Here is a 20,739-nt window from a genome sequence, read left to right as displayed (position 1 = left end):
TAAGAATTTATTACAAAGCGATTACTAATTTATAAAGATGAATGTCTAATAAAAATAATTCATTAACAAGCTTGGCGCTTCAAAAGTTTAAAAAGAACTTTTGGGGCGTTTTTAGTTTGTTTGTCATTGTGTGCATTGGGATGGTTTCTGTATTTGCATATGTTTTTGCTCCAGATGCCTCTATGAATGCTAATCAGATGCATTTGTCTATTCACTCTAAATCGCCAGGTTTTAAAGTTGAAATATTAACTATTCCTTCAGGGATAAAAACGGATCAAAATATATTTTCAAAATACTTCTTTGGAGAAAATAATACAGATACTGAAATTCCTATTGAATCTTATAGTGTAAATAAAGGTGTTTTATATTACACAGAATATGCTTCAGATGGATTAAAAGGACAGGAAAAACAAATTGATTTGTTTCGTTTTTCTAATTTAGACTATAAAAAACATATCGATAATAGAACATTCATTTTTGGAACAGATAAATACGGACGAGATTATTTAAGTCGAATTTTAATAGGTTCGAGAATTTCTTTCTTTATAGGTTTTGTTGCCGTTTTTATATCATTAATAGTGGGGCTTTTAATGGGGAGTTTAGCAGGTTACTATGGAGGGAAGGTTGATGCGTTTATTATGTGGATTATCAATATTACATGGTCTATCCCTACTTTACTATTAGTAATAGCAATAACCTTGGCTTTAGGAAAAGGGTTTTGGCAAGTTTTTATTGCTGTTGGCTTAACAATGTGGGTAGAAGTGGCAAGAGTTGTTAGAGGGCAAATTATTAGTGCTAAAGAAATGCAATATGTTACAGCAGCAAGAGCTTTAGGTTACAATGATTACCGAATTATAACAAAACATATATTGCCTAATATTTTTGGTCCTTTAATCGTTATTTCTGCAGCTAATTTTGCAGCAGCTATTTTAATAGAAAGTGGATTAAGTTTTTTAGGTATTGGAGCACAGCCACCAATGGCAAGTTGGGGTGCTATGATTAAAGATCATTACAATTATATTATATTAGGTAAGCCCTACCTAGCCTTAATACCAGGACTTTGTATTATGTTGTTGGTAATGGCTTTTATGTTGGTTGGTAATGCTTTAAGAGATGCTTTAGATGTAAAGTCTTAAAGGTTATTGATTAGCACGTAATTGTTCTATTTCTTCGTTGGTGGCATCAATGAAATTTAATACTTCATCCTTTCCAATACTTTTAGAAGACGATGTTACAAAATAAGATGGTAGCTCTTCCCAAAACTTTAAAAGTTCTTGGCAGTACTCATCTACATGACGTTCAATAGCCATTGGTTTTAGCTTGTCTGCTTTAGTAAATATAATACCAAAAGGAATTTCGCTCTCACCTAAATATTGCATAAACTCTAAATCTATAGGCTGAGGTTTATGTCTAATGTCAACTAAAACAAAGGCGGAAACGAGTTGTTGACGTTGTTCAAAATAATTAGTAATAAATTTCTGAAATTTTTGTTTCGAAGATTTTGAAACGCGTGCATAACCATAACCAGGTAAATCGACCAAATACCAAGTTTTATTTATTGTAAAATGATTAATTAGTTGTGTTTTTCCAGGTCGTCCAGAAGTCTTAGCAAGACTCTTTCTATCGGTAAGCATGTTAATCAATGAAGATTTTCCGACATTACTTCGTCCTATAAAAGCATATTCTGGCATATTGTTCTTAGGACATTTTTCCACTTCAGAATTACTAACTACAAATTCAGCTGATTTTATTTTCATGTTCATTTCCTGTAAGCGCAAGAATCTCTTTTTAATTAAACTTTCTGGTAATTCTGTTTGGGTAATATGTTATAGAACTTATTACGTATTTTATTAAAATGCGCGTTTTTTAAGCCATCCTATTAAAATCTCATTAAACTCATCAGGATGTTCCATCATTGCTGCATGTCCACATTTGTCAATCCAATAGAGCTCAGAATCAGGTAATAATTCATTAAACTCTTCAGCGACTTCAGGTGGGGTAACATGATCATTTTTTCCCCATATAATACAAATAGGAGTATACATGTTGGGTAAATCCTTAGCCATATTATGTCTAATAGCACTTTTAGCAATTGCTAGTGTTTTAATTAGCTTGTTTCTGTCATTTACAGTTTCGTAAACTTCATCTACAATTTCTTTTGTTGCAACTGCGGGATCGTAAAAAACTTCTTGAGCTTTCTTTTTCATTACCTCGTAATCACTTCGCTTTGTATAACCGCCTCCCATGGCGCTTTCATAAAGTCCAGAACTTCCTGTAATAATAAGTGCTTTTATTTTTTCGGGATATAATTTTGTGTGATATAAGCCAATATGACCACCTAAAGAATTTCCTAGTAAAATAACATCATCTAAGCCTTTAAATTCAATAAAATCTCTAAGGTAATTAGCAAAGCTTTTTACATTAGTTTTTAACAGTGTCATACTGTAAATAGGTAGTTCAGGTATGATAACCTTGTACCCTTCAGAACTGAAGAATTTAGTCACTCCATCAAAATTACTGAGGCCACCCATTAAGCCGTGCAACACAATAATTGGTTTGCCTTCGCCTACTTCAATATATCTAAATTCCTTTTCTTTTTTTAAAAGGTGTGCCATTTGCAAATTCGTACTTATGTGTTAAAAACAAATATAACTATTTCCGCTAGAATATAAATAATATGAGGGAAATATCAATGTTTTTTATCCACGACCATCTTAACTTCTCTATGTTAATAATTCCCACTTCGATAATATCTTCTCGCAAGACGAATTTATTGACATTGAACAAGATTTAGAGTAAACAACCTTAAAACTTATCAACAAATGTGGTAAGATGTGGTAAAAAGTGGTGTTTTTTTCAATATCTTTGAATTTGAATCGTTAAAGTGGTAAAGGAAATCTTTTGAATTCATTTATAGGGACATACGAATGTAAAGCGGATGCTAAAGGAAGGCTAATGATACCTGCTGTGCTTAAAAAACAGCTTTCATCAGCTTTGCAAGATGGATTTGTTTTAAAGCGAGCTGTTTTTCAGCCTTGTTTAGAATTGTATCCGATGTCTGAGTGGAACAAAATGATGGAAAAATTAAATAAGCTTAACCGTTTTAAGAAAAAGAATAATGATTTTATAAGACGTTTTACAGCGGGTGTTAAAATTGTAGAGGTAGATAGTGCTGGCCGTTTATTGATTCCGAAAGACCTAATTGGTTTTTCTGGAATTTCAAAAGAAGTGGTTTTGGCGTCTGCTGTTAATATTCTTGAGATTTGGGATAAAAATAAATACGAACAAGCTATTGATGATGCGGCTTCAGATTTTGCAGATTTGGCCGAGGAAGTCATGGGGCAAGACGAAGACGATAATGGATTATCATAATGCAGTATTACTAAAAGAAACAGTAAATGGTTTAGCAATTAAACCAGATGGTGTTTATGTAGATGTCACTTTTGGAGGTGGTGGTCATAGTCGCGAAATCTTATCTAGATTAGGTCCTAATGGAAAATTGTACGCTTTTGATCAAGATAAAGACGCTTTAGAAAATGCTATTGACGACGAAAGGTTTGTACTTATTAATGAGAACTTCAGATTTGTAAAAAGATTTTTAAGGTTTTATGGAGTAAAAGAGGTTGATGGGGTTTTGGCAGATTTCGGAGTGTCTTCTCATCAGTTTGATGTTGCTGAACGTGGTTTTTCAACACGATTTGAAGCGGATTTGGATATGCGAATGAATCAAGACAGTAAGTTATCTGCTTTTGAGGTTATTAATAATTATGACGAAGAGCAAATAAGAGCAGTTTTGTTTCAGTATGGTGAGTTACGAAATGCTCCTGCAATGGCTAAAGCTATTGTTGAGGAAAGAAAAAATGCCGAAATAAAAACAAGTGAAGAATTAAAGGCGGTTTTAAAACAATTTTTAAATCATCAAAAAGAAAATAAGGTTCTAGCGCAAATTTATCAGGCGATTAGAATAGAGGTAAATCAAGAGATTGAAGTTTTAAAGGAATTGCTGCTTCAGATGCCAGAAGTCTTAAAAAAAGAGGGTAGGTTAAGTTTTATTTCTTACCACTCCTTAGAGGATCGTTTAGTAAAACGATTTATAAGGAATGGGTTATTTGAAGGGGAACCCGAACGTGATGTTTTTGGGAATTTTGAAGTTCCCTTAAAAAAAGTGGGCGGATTGATTGTTCCTTCAAAAGAAGAAATAAAAATAAATAATAGAGCGAGAAGCGCAAAACTGAGGATTGCTAAGAAACTATGAGAAAAGGCATATATAGCATATTAAAAGGGAAGTTTCTAGTCAGTGATGATTCGTTTAAAAATTGGCGTATCATCATTTTTATTTCTGTTTTGGCAATTGTTATGATTGCAAGTTCACACAGTGCGGATCAAAAAGTTTATGAAATAGCTAAACTAACAAATGAAGTAAAAGAGTTGCGTTCAGCTTTTGTAGATAAAAGAGGAAAGTTAATGCAGCTTAAAAAAGAATCTTTCGTAGAAGGCGTGATGAAAGGTAAAGGAATCGGGATTTCCTTAAACCCACCAACAAAAATTATAGTAAAATCACAAGAGCAATAAAGCTTTGGCAATAACTGAGAAAAACATATTACACAGATTATATTTCGTGACAGGCTGCATGCTTGTATTCGCTTTTGCTGTGGTGTTCAAATTAGTGAGCATTCAGTTTGTTCAAGGTGAAAAATATAGAGCACTGGCAGATAAGCGCACATTAGAGAATTTCGATATTCCTGCAAATCGTGGCAATGTGTATTCTGCTGATGGAAGCTTATTGGCAACTTCTATTCCTAAATATGATATAAGAATTGATGCTATTCAGGCTAAAGATGCTACGTTCGAGAAATATATTGGTGCTTTGGCAGATTCGCTTTATCTATTTAAGAAAAAGCAAAAGCCCGTATCTTATTATAAAAATGTAATTCGAAGAGCTCGAAAAAATAAAAACAGATATTTCTTGTTAGCTCGAAACATAAGCTATTCGGATTATACGAGAATGCGAAATTTTCCTTTATTAAATCTCGGTGCTATAAAAGGTGGTTTAATTGTAGAACAAACTACCAGGCGTGAGCATCCAATGGGAGGAGTAGCAGAGCGTACTATCGGTTACGAAAGACAAGATGAAAATGGAAACTTTACGAGACCAGGAATCGATGGTGCTTTTGGTGTTAAATATTTACAAGGTACCAACGGAAAACGTTTAAAGCAGAAAATAGGTAACGGTCAATGGAAGCCTATTGCAGATTTCGATCAAGTAGAACCTCAGGATGGGTATGATGTTTATACGACTATAGATGTAAATATTCAAGATATAGCACATCATTCTTTATTAAAACAATTAGAGTACTATAAGGCAGATCATGGTTGTGTAGTGGTAATGGATGTGAAAACGGGAGAAATAAAAGCAATATCTAATTTAGGTAGAAATAAAAAAGGCGGGTACTATGAACGCTTAAATTATGCAGTAGGTGAAAGTCAGGAACCTGGTTCTACTTTTAAAGTCATGGCTATGATGGCGGCTTTAGAAGATAAGGTTATAGATACATCTACAGTTGTAGATACCAAAAAAGGAAGAAAATCTTTTTATGGTCGTGTAATTACGGATTCTGGTAGTGGTTATGGTGAGATTTCTGCGGCAAGAGCTTTAGAGGTGTCTTCTAATATTGGTTTAGCAACGATTATTGATGATCATTATGCAAAACAACCAGAAAAGTTTTTAGATCGGTTAAGTTCTTGGAGGTTAGATCAGCCATTAGGTGTAGCTATAATAGGAGAAGGAAAACCAGATATTCCTAAGCCTGGGGCTTCTAACTGGAGTAGAAATGCATTGCCTTCTATGGCTTATGGCTATAATCTTAGGATGACACCGCTTCAGATTTTAGCGTTTTATAATGCTATTGCTAATGATGGTGAGTTGATAAAGCCTCGGTTTTTAAAATCAGTAAAATCTTTTGATAAGAATATTGAAGTCTTTAAAAAAGAAGTGTTAGTAGGTAAAATATGTTCAAATGAAACTCTAGCGGAAGTTCAAGACATGTTGAAGAATGTTGTTATTCGTGGTACAGGAAGACGTATGTATTCTGAAACATTTTCTATGGCTGGTAAAACGGGTACAGCAAGAACGGATTATGCAGATTATGAAAAGTGGAGAAAAGAAAGAAAGTATGTGTCTTCTTTTGCTGGTTATTTTCCAGCAGATAACCCTAAATATTCGTGTATAGTAGTTATTCATCAACCTAGTACAAAGGTGGGGTTTTATGGTGCTGATGTTTCTGGGCCAGTATTTAAAAGAATTGCTCAAAAAATCTATACAGATACGCCAATTATAGATGAGGTTGAAACGTTAGATTTTAAAGATAATTTAGTGAATGAAGATTATGAAATCTATTACGAAAACGCGAGGAAGTATAAAGAATTAATGCCAAGTGTTATTGGTATGCCAGCAATGGATGCAATTGCATTATTAGAAAATTTACATATTGATGTAAGGGTGAAGTTAACAGGAAGTGGAGTTGTGAAAAAACAATCTGTAGAAAAGCATCAAAAATTACAAACCAATCAAACCATTGTTTTAGAAGCGTCATGATGGTATTAAAAGATATATTATATAAGGTTACTATAGATGCTGTTGTTGGCAGTACTAGTATAACTGTGGGGAAAATGGAATTCGATTCTCGTTTAGTTGAGGTCAATGATATTTTTGTGGCAATTTCGGGTACTATAACTGATGGTCATAATTATATAGAAAAAGCGATTAAAGATGGAGCAACAGCTGTTGTGTGCGAAACGCTTCCTGAAAGTTTGCAAAACGGAATCACGTATATCAAAGTAAATAATTCTCATCAAGCTTTGGCTTACATGGCTGCTAATTTTTATGGTCATCCCTCTGAGAATCTAAAATTAGTTGGTGTTACAGGAACCAATGGTAAAACAACAGTTTCTAGTTTATTATATCAGCTATTTGAAAAAGCAGGATTTAAGGTTGGGTTGTTGTCAACCGTAAAGATTATGGTGGGGGATAAAGAGTATAAGGCAACGCATACAACACCAGATTCATTGACTATAAATAAGTATTTAAAGTTAATGAATGATGAAGGTGTAGAGTTTTGCTTTATGGAAGTGAGCTCTCATGGTATTCATCAAAAAAGAACTGAAGGGTTAAAATTTGAAGGAGGCATATTTACAAATCTCTCTCATGATCATTTAGATTATCATGCAACGTTTGCAGAATATAGAGATGTTAAAAAGACGTTTTTTGATCAGTTACCGAGTGAGGCTTTTGCTTTAACAAACGTAGATGATAAAAACGGCTTAGTAATGTTGCAAAATACAAAGGCGAAAAAGTATACTTACGCATTAAAGAATTATGCAGATTATAGGGCTCAAATATTAGAAAATGAATTTAGTGGTTTGCTATTAAAAGTTAATGATAGTGAATTATGGACACGTTTAATAGGAAGTTTTAATGCTTATAATATTCTTGCTATTTACGGAACAGCTGAATTATTAGGTTTAAATAAAGATGAAATATTAAGATTAATAAGTGAGCTTGAAAATGTTTCAGGGCGTTTTCAATATTTTATTTCAGAAGGCAAAATCACAGCAATTGTTGATTATGCGCATACGCCAGATGCATTAAAAAATGTATTAGAAACAATCAATAATATTAGAACTAAAAACGAAGAACTAATTACGGTTGTTGGTTGTGGTGGTAATCGAGACAAAACAAAACGACCTAAAATGGCACATATCGCTTCTGCTTTAAGTACTAAAGTAATTTTAACAAGCGATAATCCAAGAAATGAGGTTCCTGAAACCATAATTGAAGATATGGAAGCTGGTGTTGAGCCGCAGAACTTTAAAAAAACGTTATCAATTACAGATAGAAAGCAAGCTATAAAAACGGCTTGTCAAATGGCTGGAGAAAGAGATATTATTCTTATTGCAGGAAAAGGGCATGAGACTTATCAAGAAATTAAAGGTGAACGCTTTGATTTTGATGATTACAAAATAGTTCAAGATTACTTAAAACAATTACAGAAATAAAACCAAAAAACAATAACAAAGAATGCTGTATTACTTATTTGAATATTTAGAGCAACAGTTCCAATTGCCAGGAGCATCACTTTTTGGTTTTATAACCTTTAGGGCTGCTGTGGCTATGATATTGTCATTGTTGATTTCTACGATTTATGGTAAACGCATCATTCGTTTTTTGCAAAAGCAGCAAGTTGGCGAAACGATTAGAGATTTAGGATTAGATGGTCAGGTTGAGAAGGCTGGTACACCAACAATGGGTGGAATCATCATTATTTTAGCGACGCTTATTCCTGTTTTGTTATTAGCGAAGCTAGGTAATATTTATATCATCCTTTTAATTGTCACCACATTATGGATGGGGGCGATTGGTTTTTTAGATGATTATATCAAAAAATTTAAAAATGATAAGGAAGGTTTAAAAGGTAAATTTAAAGTACTTGGTCAAGTAGGGCTAGGAATTATAGTAGGAGCAACATTATTTTTTAATAATGATGTTACTATTAAGGAAAAGTTGCCAATTCAGCAGCAAAATGAATTAAGAGCGGAGAATCCTGGCGTGCAAGGAGCTAAGCTTTTTAAGGCTGAAGAAAAGTCAACGAAAACAACAATTCCGTTTTTAAAAGATAACGAATTTGATTATTCAGATTTGATTACATGGATTCATCCCGGGTTAGAAAAATATGCATGGGTGGTTTTTATTCTAGTTACCATTTTTATTATTACGGCAGTATCTAATGGGGCAAATCTAACCGATGGAATTGATGGACTTGCCGCAGGAACATCGGCCATTATTGTGTTAACACTTGGGATTTTTGCATGGGTTTCTAGTAATATCGTTTTTTCAGATTACTTAGATATTATGTATATCCCAAGAGCTGAAGAAATCACAATTTATATCGCTGCTTTTGTAGGGGCGTTGATAGGATTTTTATGGTACAATACATACCCTGCTCAAGTTTTTATGGGAGATACAGGTAGTTTAACGATTGGCGGAATAATAGCAGTCATCGCAATTGCAATTCGTAAAGAATGGTTGATTCCTGTATTATGCGGAATTTTCCTAGCAGAGAATCTCTCAGTTGTTTTACAGGTAAGTTATTTTAAATACACAAGAAAAAAGTTTGGTGTTGGTAAGCGTATTTTTAAAATGTCGCCATTGCATCATCATTATCAGAAATCGGGATATCACGAAAGTAAGATTGTAACTCGCTTTTGGATTGTTGGAATTTTGCTTGCTATTATAACGATGGTAACCTTGAAAATTAGATAATGAAGAGGTTAGTCATTCTTGGAGGAGGAGAAAGTGGTGTAGGAACAGCGCTTTTAGGAAAAGCAAAAGGATACGATGTATTTGTATCAGACAAAGGAAAGATTAAAGAAAAATATAAAAACGTTCTTTTAAATAATGAGATTGAATTTGAAGATGAAAAGCACACGGAATTAAAAATTCTAAATGCAGACATCATCATGAAAAGTCCTGGTATTCCAGATAAAGTGACTTTGGTGAAGCAAATTCGTGAAGCAGGGATTGCAGTAGTTTCTGAAATTGAATTCGCATCAAAATTTACTGAGGCGACTTTAGTTGCTATTACCGGAAGTAATGGAAAAACAACAACAGCAACACTTACAGATCATATTCTAAAACAAGAATTAGATGTTGGGTTAGCTGGAAATATTGGTGACAGTTTCGCGAAGCAAATTTTAGAGAAAAACTATGATAACTATGTTTTGGAAATCAGCAGTTTTCAATTGGATGATATTATCGATTTCAAACCTAAAATTGCTGTTATAACTAATATCTCGCCAGATCATTTAGATCGTTACGATAACAAGTTTGAAAACTATATCGCTTCAAAATTTAGAGTTGTAGAAAATCAAACGAAGGATGATTATTTTATATACGATGCAGATGACGATGTTATTCTAGAGTATATGAAAACGCATCAAATTCAATCAAAAAAACTGCCTTTTTCATTAACCAAGGTTATTGAGCAAGGTGCATATTTAGAGAACAACAAGATAATAATAACAATAGATAATAATAAAATCATTATGCCAACAAATAATTTAGCATTAGAAGGGAAACACAACGTGAAGAATGCAATGGCTGCTTCTACTGTTGCGCATTTACTAAAAATAAGAAAACAAACTATTCGTGAGAGTTTAGAGAACTTTCAAGGAGTGGAGCATCGTTTAGAAAACGTATTAAAGATAAATAAGGTTCAGTATATAAACGATTCTAAGGCTACAAATGTAAATGCAACGTATTTTGCTTTAGAGAGTATGTCTGCACCAACAGTTTGGATTGTAGGTGGTGTTGATAAAGGGAATGAATACAGAGAGTTATTTCCGTTTATCAATGAAAAAGTAAAAGCAATCGTCTGTTTGGGTGTTGATAACGCTAAGTTAATCGAGTCTTTTGGTAAGATGGTTGATGTAATTATTGAAACTCAATATATGTCAGAGGCTGTTAAGATAGCTTATAAGTTAGCTGATGCTGGCGATAATGTGTTGTTATCACCTGCTTGTGCTAGTTTCGATTTATTCGAGAATTATGAGGATAGAGGGCGTCAATTTAAAAATGCAGTAAGAAATTTATAGAGGTTTGTCATTCCTGTGGAAACAAGAATTTAAAAAAAAACAAATAATTAGATTTCTGTTGTCTCAGAAATAACAAAAAAGTAAATGCAAAATTTATTTAAACAAATAAAAGGGGATAGAGCCATTTGGGCTATAGTTACACTGTTGGCTATATTTTCTTTTTTACCTGTTTATAGTGCTGCTAGTAATTTAGCATATCATGGAGGGAATACAAGTACATTTTCGTTCTTTATAAAGCACTTTATGCATTTGTTTTTAGGCTTTGTTATCATGTTTGGTGTGCACAAAGTGCCTTATAAATACTTTCGTGGTTTGTCAATTATAATGATTCCGATTGTATTTATGTTATTGCTAATTACAATGTTGCAAGGCACTACTATTGAAGGTGCAAATGCAAGTCGATGGATACGGATTCCTATTGTTGGTATGTCGTTTCAAACATCAACTTTAGCAGCTGTAGTTTTAATGGTTTATGTGGCGCGTTACCTATCAAAAATAAAAGATAAGGAAGTTAAATTTACAGAATCTATTTTGCCATTGTGGGCACCTATATTCTTGATTTTAATGCTCATTCTTCCTGCTAATTTTTCTACAACAGCAATCGTGTTTACTATGATTATGATGTTGTCATTTGTAGGTGGTTATCCTATTAAATACTTGCTACTAATGGTTTTGGGTGGTATCATGGCATTAACCATATTTGTGTTAGTCGCAAAAGCATTTCCTGGCGCTATGCCTAACCGTGTGGACACTTGGATAAGTAGAATTGAGAATTTTTCAAATGGAGAAGATACAGAAGCAGATTATCAAATTGAGAAAGCAAAAATTGCTATTGCAACAGGGATTTCGCCATTAGGACCAGGAAAAAGCATACAGAAAAATTTTTTACCACAGTCTTCTTCAGATTTTATTTTCGCTATTATTATTGAAGAATATGGCTTAATTGGAGGTGTGTTTTTACTAGTGTTATATATGTGGTTATTGTTTAGAATTATTGTTGTGAGTCATAAATCAGACACCATTTTTGGTAGATTATTGGTTTTGGCAGTTGGTTTGCCTATTGTGTTTCAGGCCTTGTTAAATATGGGGGTCGCTGTTGAGTTGTTTCCTGTTACAGGACAAACATTGCCTTTAATAAGTAGTGGTGGAACATCAATTTGGATGACGTGTTTGTCTATTGGAATTATATTAAGCGTAAGTGCTAAGCGCGAAGAGTTAAAGGAGAAAGAAGATGCAGAAGATAATCCCTTATCTGTTTTAAGTGAAGCGATTTAATAAAGAGAATAAAGAAATTAGAATACGGATTGAAAAAAAATAAAACATATCGATTTATCCTTTCAGGAGGAGGTACAGGAGGGCATATTTATCCTGCGGTTGCGATTGCAGATGAATTAAAATTACGCTATCCTGATGCTGAATTCCTTTTTGTGGGTGCTTCGGATCGTATGGAAATGGAAAAAGTGCCGCAAGCCGGATATAAGATTAAAGGGTTGTGGATTTCTGGAATTCAACGAAAGTTAACATTGAAAAACTTAGCATTTCCTTTTAAACTGATCAGTAGTTTATGGAATTCTCGAAAGATTATAAAATCATTTAAACCAGATGCAGTTGTTGGTACAGGAGGTTTTGCAAGTGGACCATTATTGCAAGTAGCTGCATCTAAGGGTATACCCAGTTTAATACAAGAACAAAATTCGTTTCCAGGTATTACCAATAAGTTGTTAGCAAAAAAAGTAAATACAATCTGTGTGGCTTATGATGGATTGGAGCGATTTTTTCCAAAAGAGAAAATTAAATTAACAGGAAACCCAATCCGAAAAGATTTATTGCAAGTCAAAAATAAGACTGCTGAAGGTAAAGTCGCTTTTAAATTAGAAGAAGGAAAACAAACTCTTTTAGTGTTAGGGGGAAGTTTAGGAGCAAGACGAATTAACCAGCTTATCGAAGCAAATATCGATTTTTTTGAAACTCAAAATATTCAAGTGATTTGGCAATGCGGAAAACTGTATTATGATCAGTATAAAAAATATGACGATCATAAAAATATTCAGGTTCATGCTTTTTTAAATCAAATGGATTTGGCTTATGCGGCTTCAGATATGATTATCTCTAGAGCAGGAGCGATTTCAGTTTCAGAATTGTGCATAGTGGGTAAACCTGTAGTTTTTATTCCGTCACCTAATGTGTCAGAAGATCATCAAACTAAAAATGCAAAATCGATTGCAGATAAAAATGCAGCTGTTTTAATAAGAGAAAAAGATTTAGATACTGATTTTCAAAATGAATTTTCAGAACTGATTTCAAACGAAAATAAAAGAAAAGAATTAAGTAAAAATATTGAAGCTTTAGCATTAGTAAATGCAACGAAGGATATTGTTGATGAAGTTGAAAAAATGTTAAGTAAGTAATGAATTTCGAAAATATAAATAACGTCTATTTTATTGGTGTCGGAGGAATCGGAATGAGTGCGATTGCGCGCTATTTTGTGGCCAATGGCAAACAAGTAGGTGGTTATGATAAAACACCAACGGACATTACAAGAGCGCTTCAAGATTTGGGTGTTGCCATTCATTTTAACGATGATGTTTCAGAAATTGATACTCAATTTTTAGATACAGAATCTACTTTGGTGATTTATACACCGGCAATTCCAAAAGGACATTCAGAATTTGAATATTTTAAAGCTAATAATTTCAATATTCTAAAACGTTCAGCGATTTTAGGAGAGATTACAAGACAAACTTTTTGCTTAGCTGTAGCGGGAACGCATGGTAAAACCACAACAACAAGTATTTTAGGACATTTGCTTAATGCTTGTAACAGTCCTGTAACTGCTTTTTTAGGTGGAATAAGTGAAAATTACAATTCAAACTTAATCCTAAACGGAACCGAAGTTACAGTGGTTGAAGCTGATGAGTTTGATCGTTCGTTTTTAACTTTGTCGCCAGATTTAGCTTGCATTACATCAATGGATGCCGATCATTTAGATATTTACGGAAATGCGGAAGAATTAGTGAAGAGTTTTAAGGATTTTTCAGAATGTATAAAGCCAGGGGGAAAACTATTTGTGAAGAATGGTTTACCTTTAAATGGAATTACTTACGGTATAGAAGACGACGCAGATTATAGTGCACAAAATATTTCTATAGAGAATGGAAGTTATGTTTTTGATGTAAAAACACCTAAAGGTTTACATAAAGGTTTTAGGTTCAGTTTACCAGGGAGGCATAACTTGTCTAATGCAATTATAGCTTTGGCAATGGCAGCAGAATATGGTTGTACGTACAAAGATCTAATTACCGCTTTAGAATCGTATAAAGGTGTGAAGCGTAGGTTTACATATCAAATAAAGACTGAAGACTTTGTGTTTGTAGATGATTATGCGCATCATCCTGAAGAGATAAAGGCAGTACATCAAGCGGTGAGAGAAATGTATCCAGGTAAAAAAGTGTTAGCTGTTTTTCAGCCGCACTTATTTAGCAGAACAAAAGATTTTATAGATGAATTTGCTGAGAGCCTTTCAAAATTCGACGAATTATTGCTTTTAGATATTTATCCAGCAAGAGAATTGCCAATTGAAGGTGTAACCTCAAAATGGCTTTTAGATAAGATTAAAAACACGAATAAAAAGTTAATTCAAAAATCAGATTTAATTAATGAAATTAAGAAATCAAAAGCTCAAGTCGTATTAACTATTGGAGCAGGAGATATTGGGCAAGAAGTGAAACATATAAAAGAAGCGTTCTATGTCGAAAATTAATTTTAATTATATAAAAATCATTGGGTTAATTGCTGTAGTTGGCTTTTTGTTTGCCTTTTCTAATCAAAGAAATAAGGTAAGAAAGGTAGGTGAGCCAAGCATTATATTTTTAGGTGAGAATAAAATGTTTATTACAGAAACGAATGTTAGTAAATTGTTAATACAAAATCAAGAACCTGTATCAGAATTATCTAAAGAAATTATAGATTTGAATGAATTAGAAATTGCCCTAAATTCTAATTTAATGATTAAGCAAGCCGAAGTGTTTATGTCAGTAAACGGTGGGCTTTCAGCTGAAATCGAACAAAAAAAACCTATAGCAAGAGTTAACACAAATGCATCATATTATATAGATGATGAAGGTGGTTTTATGCCTTTATCTTACAATTATGCAGCAAGAGTTCCACTCGTCACCGGAAATATTAAGAGAAATAAGCTTGAAACTGTCTATCAATTTGCGAAATTTGCAGATGGAGATAATTTCTTGAAGAAACATGTCATCGAGATTCATCAGAATAATGATGACACTATCGATTTCAAAATTCGAAAAAGTGATTTTACGGTTCATATAGGAACTTTAAAAAATCTAGAAAAAAAAATAAACAATTTTAAGGCTTTTTACCAAAAAGCTTTTAAAGACCAAGTTTTAGACCACTATGATGTAGTGAATTTAAAATTTGATAAACAAGTTATTTGCACCAAAAAATAAGCTATGGACAAACATAATATTTCAGTAGGTTTAGATATAGGAACCACAAAAATTGTGGCCATGATTGGTCGCAAAAACGAGTACGATAAAGTTGAGATTCTAGGTTTAGGTAGAGCTAAAAGTATGGGGGTGCATCGTGGTGTTGTTAACAATATTACACAAACCATTCAATCAATACAACAAGCTGTGCAAGAAGCAGAAGCCGCTGCAAACGAAAAAATCGAAGATGTAACCGTTGGTATTGCAGGTCAGCATATTCGTAGTTTACAACATAGTGATTATATTACAAGGCCTAATTCTGAAGTTGTTATTGATGAAGATGATATTGATCGTTTAATTAACCAGGTGCATAAACTAGTTATGCTTCCAGGCGAAGAGATTATTCATGTTTTACCACAAGAATATAAGATTGATGGTCAGGCAGAAATTACGGAGCCAATCGGTATGTATGGTGGTCGCTTAGAAGCCAATTTTCATGTGGTTGTTGGTCAGGTATCTTCGATAAGAAATGTTGGACGTTGTATTAAAAGTGCAGGTTTAACTTTAGAAGGTATTACGTTAGAGCCCTTAGCTTCTGCAAATGCAGTTCTAAGTAGAGAAGAAAAAGAAGCTGGAGTCGCCTTAATTGATATAGGGGGCGGAACAACAGATTTAGCTGTTTTTAAAGATGGAATTATTCGTCATACAGCTGTAATTCCTTTTGGTGGTAATGTTATTACCGAAGATATTAAAGAAGGTTGTTCTATTATAGAAAAACAAGCAGAGCTTTTAAAGGTAAAGTTTGGATCGGCATGGCCAGGTGAGAATAAGGATAATGAAATTGTATCTATTCCGGGGCTAAGAGGACGAGAACCAAAGGAGATTACATTAAAGAATTTGTCTAAAATTATTCATGCTAGAGTTGTGGAAATTATAGAGCAAGTTTATGTTGAAATAAAAAATTACGGTCACGAAGAGCAGAAGAAAAAACTGATTGGAGGTATCGTATTAACTGGTGGTGGAGCACAACTAAAACATTTAAAGCAGTTAGTTGAGTATATTACTGGAATGGATACTAGAATCGGTTATCCAAATGAGCATTTAGCAGGAGACAGCGATGATGATATTGCGAGTCCTTTATTTGCTACAGCTGTAGGTTTAGTAATGGACGGCTTAAAACGTCAAGAACGTAAAAAAGCCGAAGCTATTGAAGAAGAGTTGATAGAGGAGGAAGTTGTTTTAGAAGAACAAGTTTCTCAACAAGAAATAGAACAAGAAGTTGAGGTAGAAGAAGTGCCAATAAGAGAACGTCGTTCATTTTTAGATAAATTAACAGAGCGCGTTAAAGATTTCTTAGATAAAACAGAATAACATGCAACGACAATTATAGAATTGTCTACGTATTTATATAAAGTATAAGACATCTTACAAGATGTCTACATTGAAAAAGAATAGAATAAATAGTAAACCCATAATAATTATGAGTAATAGCAACGAATTTGGAGATATTTCATTTGATTTGCCAAAGCACCAATCAAATGTCATTAAAGTAATCGGTGTAGGTGGCGGTGGTAGTAATGCCATAAATCACATGTTTCAACAAGGCATTAAAGGAGTAGATTTTGTAATCTGTAATACAGATTCTCAGGCACTTCATAATAGTGGTGTTCCAAATAAGATTCAATTAGGTGTTAATTTAACCGAAGGTCTTGGAGCAGGTGCAAATCCAGATGTAGGAGAACAAGCAGCAATTGAAAGTTCAGAAGAAATTCGTAGAATGTTAGATACCAATACCAAGATGATATTTATCACAGCTGGTATGGGTGGTGGTACAGGTACTGGAGCAGCTCCTGTTATTGCTAAAATGTCTAAAGAACTCGATATCTTAACCGTTGGTATCGTTACAATGCCTTTTCAGTTTGAAGGTAAAATGCGTAACGAACAAGCACAACGTGGTATTGAAAAATTACGTCAGCATGTAGACTCGTTAGTTGTTATAAATAATAATAAGCTTCGTGAAGTGTATGGAAACCTTGGTTTTAAAGCCGGTTTTTCAAAAGCAGATGAAGTCTTAGCTACTGCTTCGCGCGGAATAGCAGAGGTAATAACACATCACTATACTCAGAATATTGATTTACGTGATGCTAAAACAGTATTAAGCAATAGCGGAACAGCGATTATGGGATCGGCTACAGCATCGGGTCAAACCAGAGCACAAGAAGCTATTATGAGTGCTTTAGATTCGCCTTTACTTAACGATAATAAAATTACTGGTGCTCAAAACGTATTGTTGCTAATCGTTTCTGGGTCACAAGAAATTACAATTGATGAAATAGGTGAAATTAATGATCATATTCAATCTGAAGCAGGTCATGGTGCTAACATTATTATGGGTGTTGGTGAAGACGAAGAGCTACAAGAGTCAATTTCTGTAACGATCATTGCTACGGGTTTTGATATTGATCAACAGAATGAAATTTCTAATACCGAAACAAAGCGAGTGATTCATGCTTTAGAGGAAACTCCTGAGCCAAAAATTAGCATTCAAGAGAAAACTCCAGCGATTATTACTCCAGATATTGTTTTAGAAGAAAAGAAACCAGATCCTATTGTTCGTCATACTTTGCTAGATGAAGAAGTAGAAGAGGTTAATGATGTGTCTAAGCCAGTAGAAACTAAGAGAACTGAAAATTATAATAGAACTGATTTAATTGCTACGACAGACTTCTTAAAGAACATGAATGTTGTTTATGATGAAGTTTTAGATTCAAAACCAGAAGCTATTGTTGAGCCAGAAGATTTTATTATAACCCCGGCAGTTAATAAAGTAGAAACTATTGAGCCTGAAGCAGAGGAACAAATAACTTTAACTTTCGATTTACCTATCTCTAACAATGCGCCTAAGCAAGTTGAGCAAGAGGAAAAAAAGGAAGATAAAATGTTCTTTAGCCTTGATGAAGATGTTAATGATATAAAAGTTAACGAGCCTGTTGAAATAATTTCGGTACCGAAAGTAAATGAAGAAGGAGAAAAACGTTATGAGTTAGAAGATTTTGAAACAATGCATTCTTCTATAAATACAAAAAAGGAAAAAGTAGAAGTTAAGGAGGAAGTTGTTTTTGAAACAAAGACGCTACCGACAGAAGAACGTTCTACGTTAGCTGAAGAAGAGATTGATCCAATGAATAGTCCTATTTCTGATTTGCTGATTTCTCGTGCAGATGAGCGCAGAAGAAAGATGAAGGATTTCAATTATAAGTTTAACAACGCTAAGATAAACGAAATTGAAAAAGTCCCAGCTTACAAAAGACAAGGTGTTAACTTAGAAGATGCTCAACATTCTTCTCAAACAAAAACATCTAGAATGTCTGTTGGTACAGATGAGAACGATGATATTCAATTAAGAAGTAATAATTCATTCTTACATGATAATGTAGATTAATATTATTTATAGTGTTTAATTATACTAATTAAGCCCAAAAAGATATCAGTATCTTTTTGGGCTTTTTGTATATAACACTTGTTTTATTAGAGCTTATGTTATGTGCGGTGAGCGAAACTTTTAGTATCTTTGCATTTCTTAATTAAAGAACAAAATTATGAGTTTACAAGTCGATATAATGACTGCTATGAAGGCAGCAATGAAAGGGAAAGATCAAACAGCTTTAGCTGCTTTAAGAGCTGTAAAATCAGAAATATTATTAGCTCAAACGGCTACAGGTTCTAAAGAAGAAATCTCAGAAGACGAGGAAATAAAAATATTATCTAAGATGGTAAAGCAGCGTAAAGATAGTGCTGCTATATTTTTAGAGCAAGATCGTAACGATTTAGCAGAACCAGAATTAGCACAAGCAGAAATTATAAGTCAATTTTTACCAGCACAACTCTCAGAAGAGGAAATTACAGTTGCAGTTATGAAAACCATTGCAGCAACAGGTGCAGAAGGTATGAAAGATATGGGTAAAGTTATGGGGATGGTTAGTACGGAATTGGCAGGTAAAGCTGATGGTAAAACAATCTCTAATATTGTAAAGGCAAAATTGTCTTAAAGATTAAATAAGATTCCTGTTTTTACAGGAATTATGGCTGCGTAGTTCAACTGGATAGAATATCAGATTTCGGCTCTGAGGGTTGGGGGTTCGAATCCCTTCGCGGTCACTATTAAATAATTATAAAAAAAACGCTGAAGTAATTTACTTGAGCGTTTTTTTATGATTTATAATAAAGTGAAATTTTTATTTCAACTCTACCTCTAAAATATTAGCACTGCTGCTTTTCTTTTGAAACTCGTTAGAAATAAATAATCGTCCATCATCACTAAAAGTAATGCCTTCTGGTTGAGCAAATTTACGATCATCTAATGGGTACACTTTTATCATTTCACCCTTACTATTCAATATTAATAGTTTTGGATTTTTACCTTCTAAAACATAAATGTCTTTTGTTCTAGGATGGATAGCAATATCTGAAGGGTTAAATGTTTTATGAGTTTTTTTACCACGATAAGGCTTAAGTAAGTCAGCTTTTAAGTCTATTTTCATTAAAGGCAAGCTATCCATTTCCATTTTGTCTATTGGAATTTGATATATGCATTTTAAGCTTTTGCTCATCAAATCTTCATCTTTAGGTACAAGCAATAATCGATTATTATCTTTATCATAAGTTAAACTCTCAATATTGTTGTCTTCAGAAAAAGAAGTTTTAAATTGAGAAACTTCACGATTTTCTGATCTATAATTTTTTATTTCATAAATAATGCCATCGCTTCGCATTGCGTAAGCATCTGCGTCATTAATAGCAAGTGCTTCATAATCACCAGATGTTCCAAATTTAATTTTTTCTAATATCGTTTTTTGCTGAACATCATAGATATAAATATAACCGTCCTCATCTTGTATACATGCAAAAACATTGTTGCTTAACCATGTTATTCCACTAATTTCGTTTAATATTTCAGGTAAATAATGCGTGTTTTTTATGTTATAAACTTTAGAAAATCGAGCATCAATTTTATTACTTTTTTTTACTAATGAATCTGTTATTGGCTTTTGCAGAGCTAATAATACAACTCCGAAAAGAATAGTAATAAATATGGTTAAGTGAGATTTTGAAAATTTCATAAATGCTTATTATTTACCTGAATGTTATATGGATTCTGAGTTAAATTTAATTAATCCCAAAACACTATTGATGTGTTAACCGTACCATCTTCATTAAATACAATATAATCATCAGTTGGTGTGTTATTTAACTCAATCTGATAATAGTTAACGCTATCAATAACTAATATTTCAGCGTCATCAATAGTTCTATTGTCATAATCCGCAGCAATTGTAGTCATTACAGACTCTGGGACTTCTGATGTAAGGCTATCGTACTTATATTTTACTAAAGTACCATCGCTATTGTAAAGGGCTTCGTAATCTACAGTGTCAATTTCAAAATCAGCAATATATTGCTCACCAAAAGCTTCATATTCAATATCCGTCGCGTTTGGGAATTCTGAATCTAATGCTACAGTGATTTCATTGGGAACTTGAGCACTGTTTAAATCGTCGTCATCGTCATCACTACATGATGTGAATCCCAAGGCTAATGCTGTCATTACAATTAAAGATAATCTTTTCATTTAATATATTTT

19 protein-coding genes and 1 tRNA gene are annotated in these 20,739 nt (G+C 33.3%); 16 read left to right on the top strand and 4 right to left on the bottom strand.

From position 1 onward, the window contains the following. The first annotated feature begins 41 nt into the window (after positions 1 to 41). The gene (locus HM985_RS01850; RefSeq protein WP_179374598.1) at positions 42 to 1,136 is read left to right on the top strand and encodes an ABC transporter permease; all 1,095 of its coding nucleotides are present in this window, start codon (positions 42 to 44) and stop codon (positions 1,134 to 1,136) included. Positions 1,137 to 1,139: 3 nt separating this feature from the next. Here the strand turns inward: HM985_RS01850 and yihA are convergent, their stop codons facing one another. Both yihA and HM985_RS01840 read right to left on the bottom strand, forming a co-directional pair. Beyond that, a complete protein-coding gene (gene yihA / locus HM985_RS01845; RefSeq protein ID WP_179374597.1) occupies positions 1,140 to 1,757 on the bottom strand; it encodes a ribosome biogenesis GTP-binding protein YihA/YsxC in 618 nt (205 codons plus the stop codon). Positions 1,758 to 1,850: 93 nt separating this feature from the next. Continuing rightward, positions 1,851 to 2,615 carry an alpha/beta fold hydrolase gene (locus tag HM985_RS01840; RefSeq protein WP_179374596.1) on the bottom strand — a complete coding sequence of 255 codons (765 nt, stop codon included), beginning with the start codon at positions 2,613 to 2,615 and terminating at the stop codon, positions 1,851 to 1,853. Positions 2,616 to 2,901: 286 nt separating this feature from the next. Between HM985_RS01840 and mraZ the strand changes: the two genes are divergently transcribed. From mraZ to HM985_RS01765, 15 genes are all read left to right on the top strand, one after another. After that, positions 2,902 to 3,372, top strand: coding sequence for a division/cell wall cluster transcriptional repressor MraZ (gene mraZ / locus HM985_RS01835; protein WP_179374595.1), 471 nt, complete (start codon positions 2,902 to 2,904; stop codon positions 3,370 to 3,372). Further along, positions 3,359 to 4,255 (top strand): 16S rRNA (cytosine(1402)-N(4))-methyltransferase RsmH, encoded by an 897-nt coding sequence (rsmH, locus tag HM985_RS01830; RefSeq protein ID WP_179374594.1) that lies wholly within the window; start codon positions 3,359 to 3,361, stop codon positions 4,253 to 4,255. Before mraZ ends, rsmH begins: the two co-directional genes overlap by 14 nt. Then, positions 4,252 to 4,572, top strand: a complete 321-nt coding sequence (locus tag HM985_RS01825; protein ID WP_179374593.1) for an FtsL-like putative cell division protein — start codon at positions 4,252 to 4,254, stop codon at positions 4,570 to 4,572. The genes rsmH and HM985_RS01825 overlap by 4 nt, the downstream gene beginning before the upstream one ends. A gap of 58 nt (positions 4,573 to 4,630) precedes the next feature. Then, positions 4,631 to 6,595: a penicillin-binding protein gene (locus HM985_RS01820; RefSeq protein WP_179374592.1), complete on the top strand. Its 1,965-nt coding sequence runs from the start codon at positions 4,631 to 4,633 to the stop codon at positions 6,593 to 6,595. Next, a complete protein-coding gene (locus HM985_RS01815; RefSeq protein ID WP_179374591.1) occupies positions 6,592 to 8,055 on the top strand; it encodes a UDP-N-acetylmuramoyl-L-alanyl-D-glutamate--2,6-diaminopimelate ligase in 1,464 nt (487 codons plus the stop codon). The genes HM985_RS01820 and HM985_RS01815 overlap by 4 nt, the downstream gene beginning before the upstream one ends. 22 nt (positions 8,056 to 8,077) lie before the next feature. Next, positions 8,078 to 9,319, top strand: a complete 1,242-nt coding sequence (gene mraY, locus HM985_RS01810) for a phospho-N-acetylmuramoyl-pentapeptide-transferase (protein ID WP_179374590.1) — start codon at positions 8,078 to 8,080, stop codon at positions 9,317 to 9,319. After that, complete coding sequence (gene murD, locus HM985_RS01805; protein WP_179374589.1) at positions 9,319 to 10,650, top strand: UDP-N-acetylmuramoyl-L-alanine--D-glutamate ligase; 1,332 nt, start codon at positions 9,319 to 9,321, stop codon at positions 10,648 to 10,650. Before mraY ends, murD begins: the two co-directional genes overlap by 1 nt. A gap of 84 nt (positions 10,651 to 10,734) precedes the next feature. After that, entirely contained in the window at positions 10,735 to 11,925 is a 1,191-nt protein-coding gene (locus tag HM985_RS01800; RefSeq protein WP_179374588.1) for an FtsW/RodA/SpoVE family cell cycle protein, read from the top strand. A 29-nt stretch (positions 11,926 to 11,954) separates the two neighbouring features. Further along, positions 11,955 to 13,058, top strand: coding sequence for an undecaprenyldiphospho-muramoylpentapeptide beta-N-acetylglucosaminyltransferase (gene murG, locus HM985_RS01795; protein WP_179374587.1), 1,104 nt, complete (start codon positions 11,955 to 11,957; stop codon positions 13,056 to 13,058). Then, positions 13,058 to 14,410 (top strand): UDP-N-acetylmuramate--L-alanine ligase, encoded by a 1,353-nt coding sequence (gene murC / locus HM985_RS01790; RefSeq protein WP_179374586.1) that lies wholly within the window; start codon positions 13,058 to 13,060, stop codon positions 14,408 to 14,410. The genes murG and murC overlap by 1 nt, the downstream gene beginning before the upstream one ends. Further along, complete coding sequence (locus HM985_RS01785; RefSeq protein WP_179374585.1) at positions 14,397 to 15,119, top strand: cell division protein FtsQ/DivIB; 723 nt, start codon at positions 14,397 to 14,399, stop codon at positions 15,117 to 15,119. Before murC ends, HM985_RS01785 begins: the two co-directional genes overlap by 14 nt. A 3-nt stretch (positions 15,120 to 15,122) precedes the next feature. Then, positions 15,123 to 16,469, top strand: a complete 1,347-nt coding sequence (ftsA, locus tag HM985_RS01780) for a cell division protein FtsA (protein ID WP_179374584.1) — start codon at positions 15,123 to 15,125, stop codon at positions 16,467 to 16,469. Between the two features lie 109 nt (positions 16,470 to 16,578). Further along, a complete protein-coding gene (gene ftsZ, locus HM985_RS01775; RefSeq protein ID WP_179374583.1) occupies positions 16,579 to 18,540 on the top strand; it encodes a cell division protein FtsZ in 1,962 nt (653 codons plus the stop codon). Positions 18,541 to 18,697: 157 nt separating this feature from the next. Further along, the gene (locus HM985_RS01770) at positions 18,698 to 19,147 is read left to right on the top strand and encodes a GatB/YqeY domain-containing protein (protein ID WP_179374582.1); all 450 of its coding nucleotides are present in this window, start codon (positions 18,698 to 18,700) and stop codon (positions 19,145 to 19,147) included. A 35-nt stretch (positions 19,148 to 19,182) separates the two neighbouring features. After that, positions 19,183 to 19,256: transfer RNA gene (locus tag HM985_RS01765), tRNA-Arg, on the top strand. Between the two features lie 77 nt (positions 19,257 to 19,333). Here the strand turns inward: HM985_RS01765 and HM985_RS01760 are convergent. Next, positions 19,334 to 20,218: an SdiA-regulated domain-containing protein gene (locus HM985_RS01760; RefSeq protein ID WP_179374581.1), complete on the bottom strand. Its 885-nt coding sequence runs from the start codon at positions 20,216 to 20,218 to the stop codon at positions 19,334 to 19,336. A gap of 50 nt (positions 20,219 to 20,268) precedes the next feature. Further along, on the bottom strand, positions 20,269 to 20,727 hold the full coding sequence (locus tag HM985_RS01755) for a PepSY-like domain-containing protein (RefSeq protein WP_179374580.1): 459 nt from the start codon (positions 20,725 to 20,727) through the stop codon (positions 20,269 to 20,271). Positions 20,728 to 20,739 lie beyond the last annotated feature (12 nt).

The sequence above is a fragment of the Winogradskyella wichelsiae genome, from assembly GCF_013403925.1.
Classification (GTDB): domain Bacteria; phylum Bacteroidota; class Bacteroidia; order Flavobacteriales; family Flavobacteriaceae; genus Winogradskyella; species Winogradskyella wichelsiae.
Note: the sequence above shows the minus strand (reverse complement) of the source record. Positions and strands in the feature narration are given on the sequence as shown.

What these genes read in the sequence shown, in the direction of transcription:
- HM985_RS01850 (WP_179374598.1), top strand. Translation starts at nt 42, where the DNA reads ATGTCTAATAAAAATAATTCATTAACAAGCTTGGCGCTTCAAAAGTTT.
- yihA (WP_179374597.1), bottom strand. Translation starts at nt 1,757, where the DNA reads ATGAAAATAAAATCAGCTGAATTTGTAGTTAGTAATTCTGAAGTGGAA.
- HM985_RS01840 (WP_179374596.1), bottom strand. Translation starts at nt 2,615, where the DNA reads ATGGCACACCTTTTAAAAAAAGAAAAGGAATTTAGATATATTGAAGTA.
- rsmH (WP_179374594.1), top strand. Translation starts at nt 3,359, where the DNA reads ATGGATTATCATAATGCAGTATTACTAAAAGAAACAGTAAATGGTTTA.
- HM985_RS01825 (WP_179374593.1), top strand. Translation starts at nt 4,252, where the DNA reads ATGAGAAAAGGCATATATAGCATATTAAAAGGGAAGTTTCTAGTCAGT.
- HM985_RS01820 (WP_179374592.1), top strand. Translation starts at nt 4,631, where the DNA reads ATGCTTGTATTCGCTTTTGCTGTGGTGTTCAAATTAGTGAGCATTCAG.
- HM985_RS01815 (WP_179374591.1), top strand. Translation starts at nt 6,592, where the DNA reads ATGATGGTATTAAAAGATATATTATATAAGGTTACTATAGATGCTGTT.
- mraY (WP_179374590.1), top strand. Translation starts at nt 8,078, where the DNA reads ATGCTGTATTACTTATTTGAATATTTAGAGCAACAGTTCCAATTGCCA.
- murD (WP_179374589.1), top strand. Translation starts at nt 9,319, where the DNA reads ATGAAGAGGTTAGTCATTCTTGGAGGAGGAGAAAGTGGTGTAGGAACA.
- HM985_RS01800 (WP_179374588.1), top strand. Translation starts at nt 10,735, where the DNA reads ATGCAAAATTTATTTAAACAAATAAAAGGGGATAGAGCCATTTGGGCT.
- murC (WP_179374586.1), top strand. Translation starts at nt 13,058, where the DNA reads ATGAATTTCGAAAATATAAATAACGTCTATTTTATTGGTGTCGGAGGA.
- HM985_RS01785 (WP_179374585.1), top strand. Translation starts at nt 14,397, where the DNA reads ATGTCGAAAATTAATTTTAATTATATAAAAATCATTGGGTTAATTGCT.
- ftsA (WP_179374584.1), top strand. Translation starts at nt 15,123, where the DNA reads ATGGACAAACATAATATTTCAGTAGGTTTAGATATAGGAACCACAAAA.
- ftsZ (WP_179374583.1), top strand. Translation starts at nt 16,579, where the DNA reads ATGAGTAATAGCAACGAATTTGGAGATATTTCATTTGATTTGCCAAAG.
- HM985_RS01770 (WP_179374582.1), top strand. Translation starts at nt 18,698, where the DNA reads ATGAGTTTACAAGTCGATATAATGACTGCTATGAAGGCAGCAATGAAA.
- HM985_RS01760 (WP_179374581.1), bottom strand. Translation starts at nt 20,218, where the DNA reads ATGAAATTTTCAAAATCTCACTTAACCATATTTATTACTATTCTTTTC.
- HM985_RS01755 (WP_179374580.1), bottom strand. Translation starts at nt 20,727, where the DNA reads ATGAAAAGATTATCTTTAATTGTAATGACAGCATTAGCCTTGGGATTC.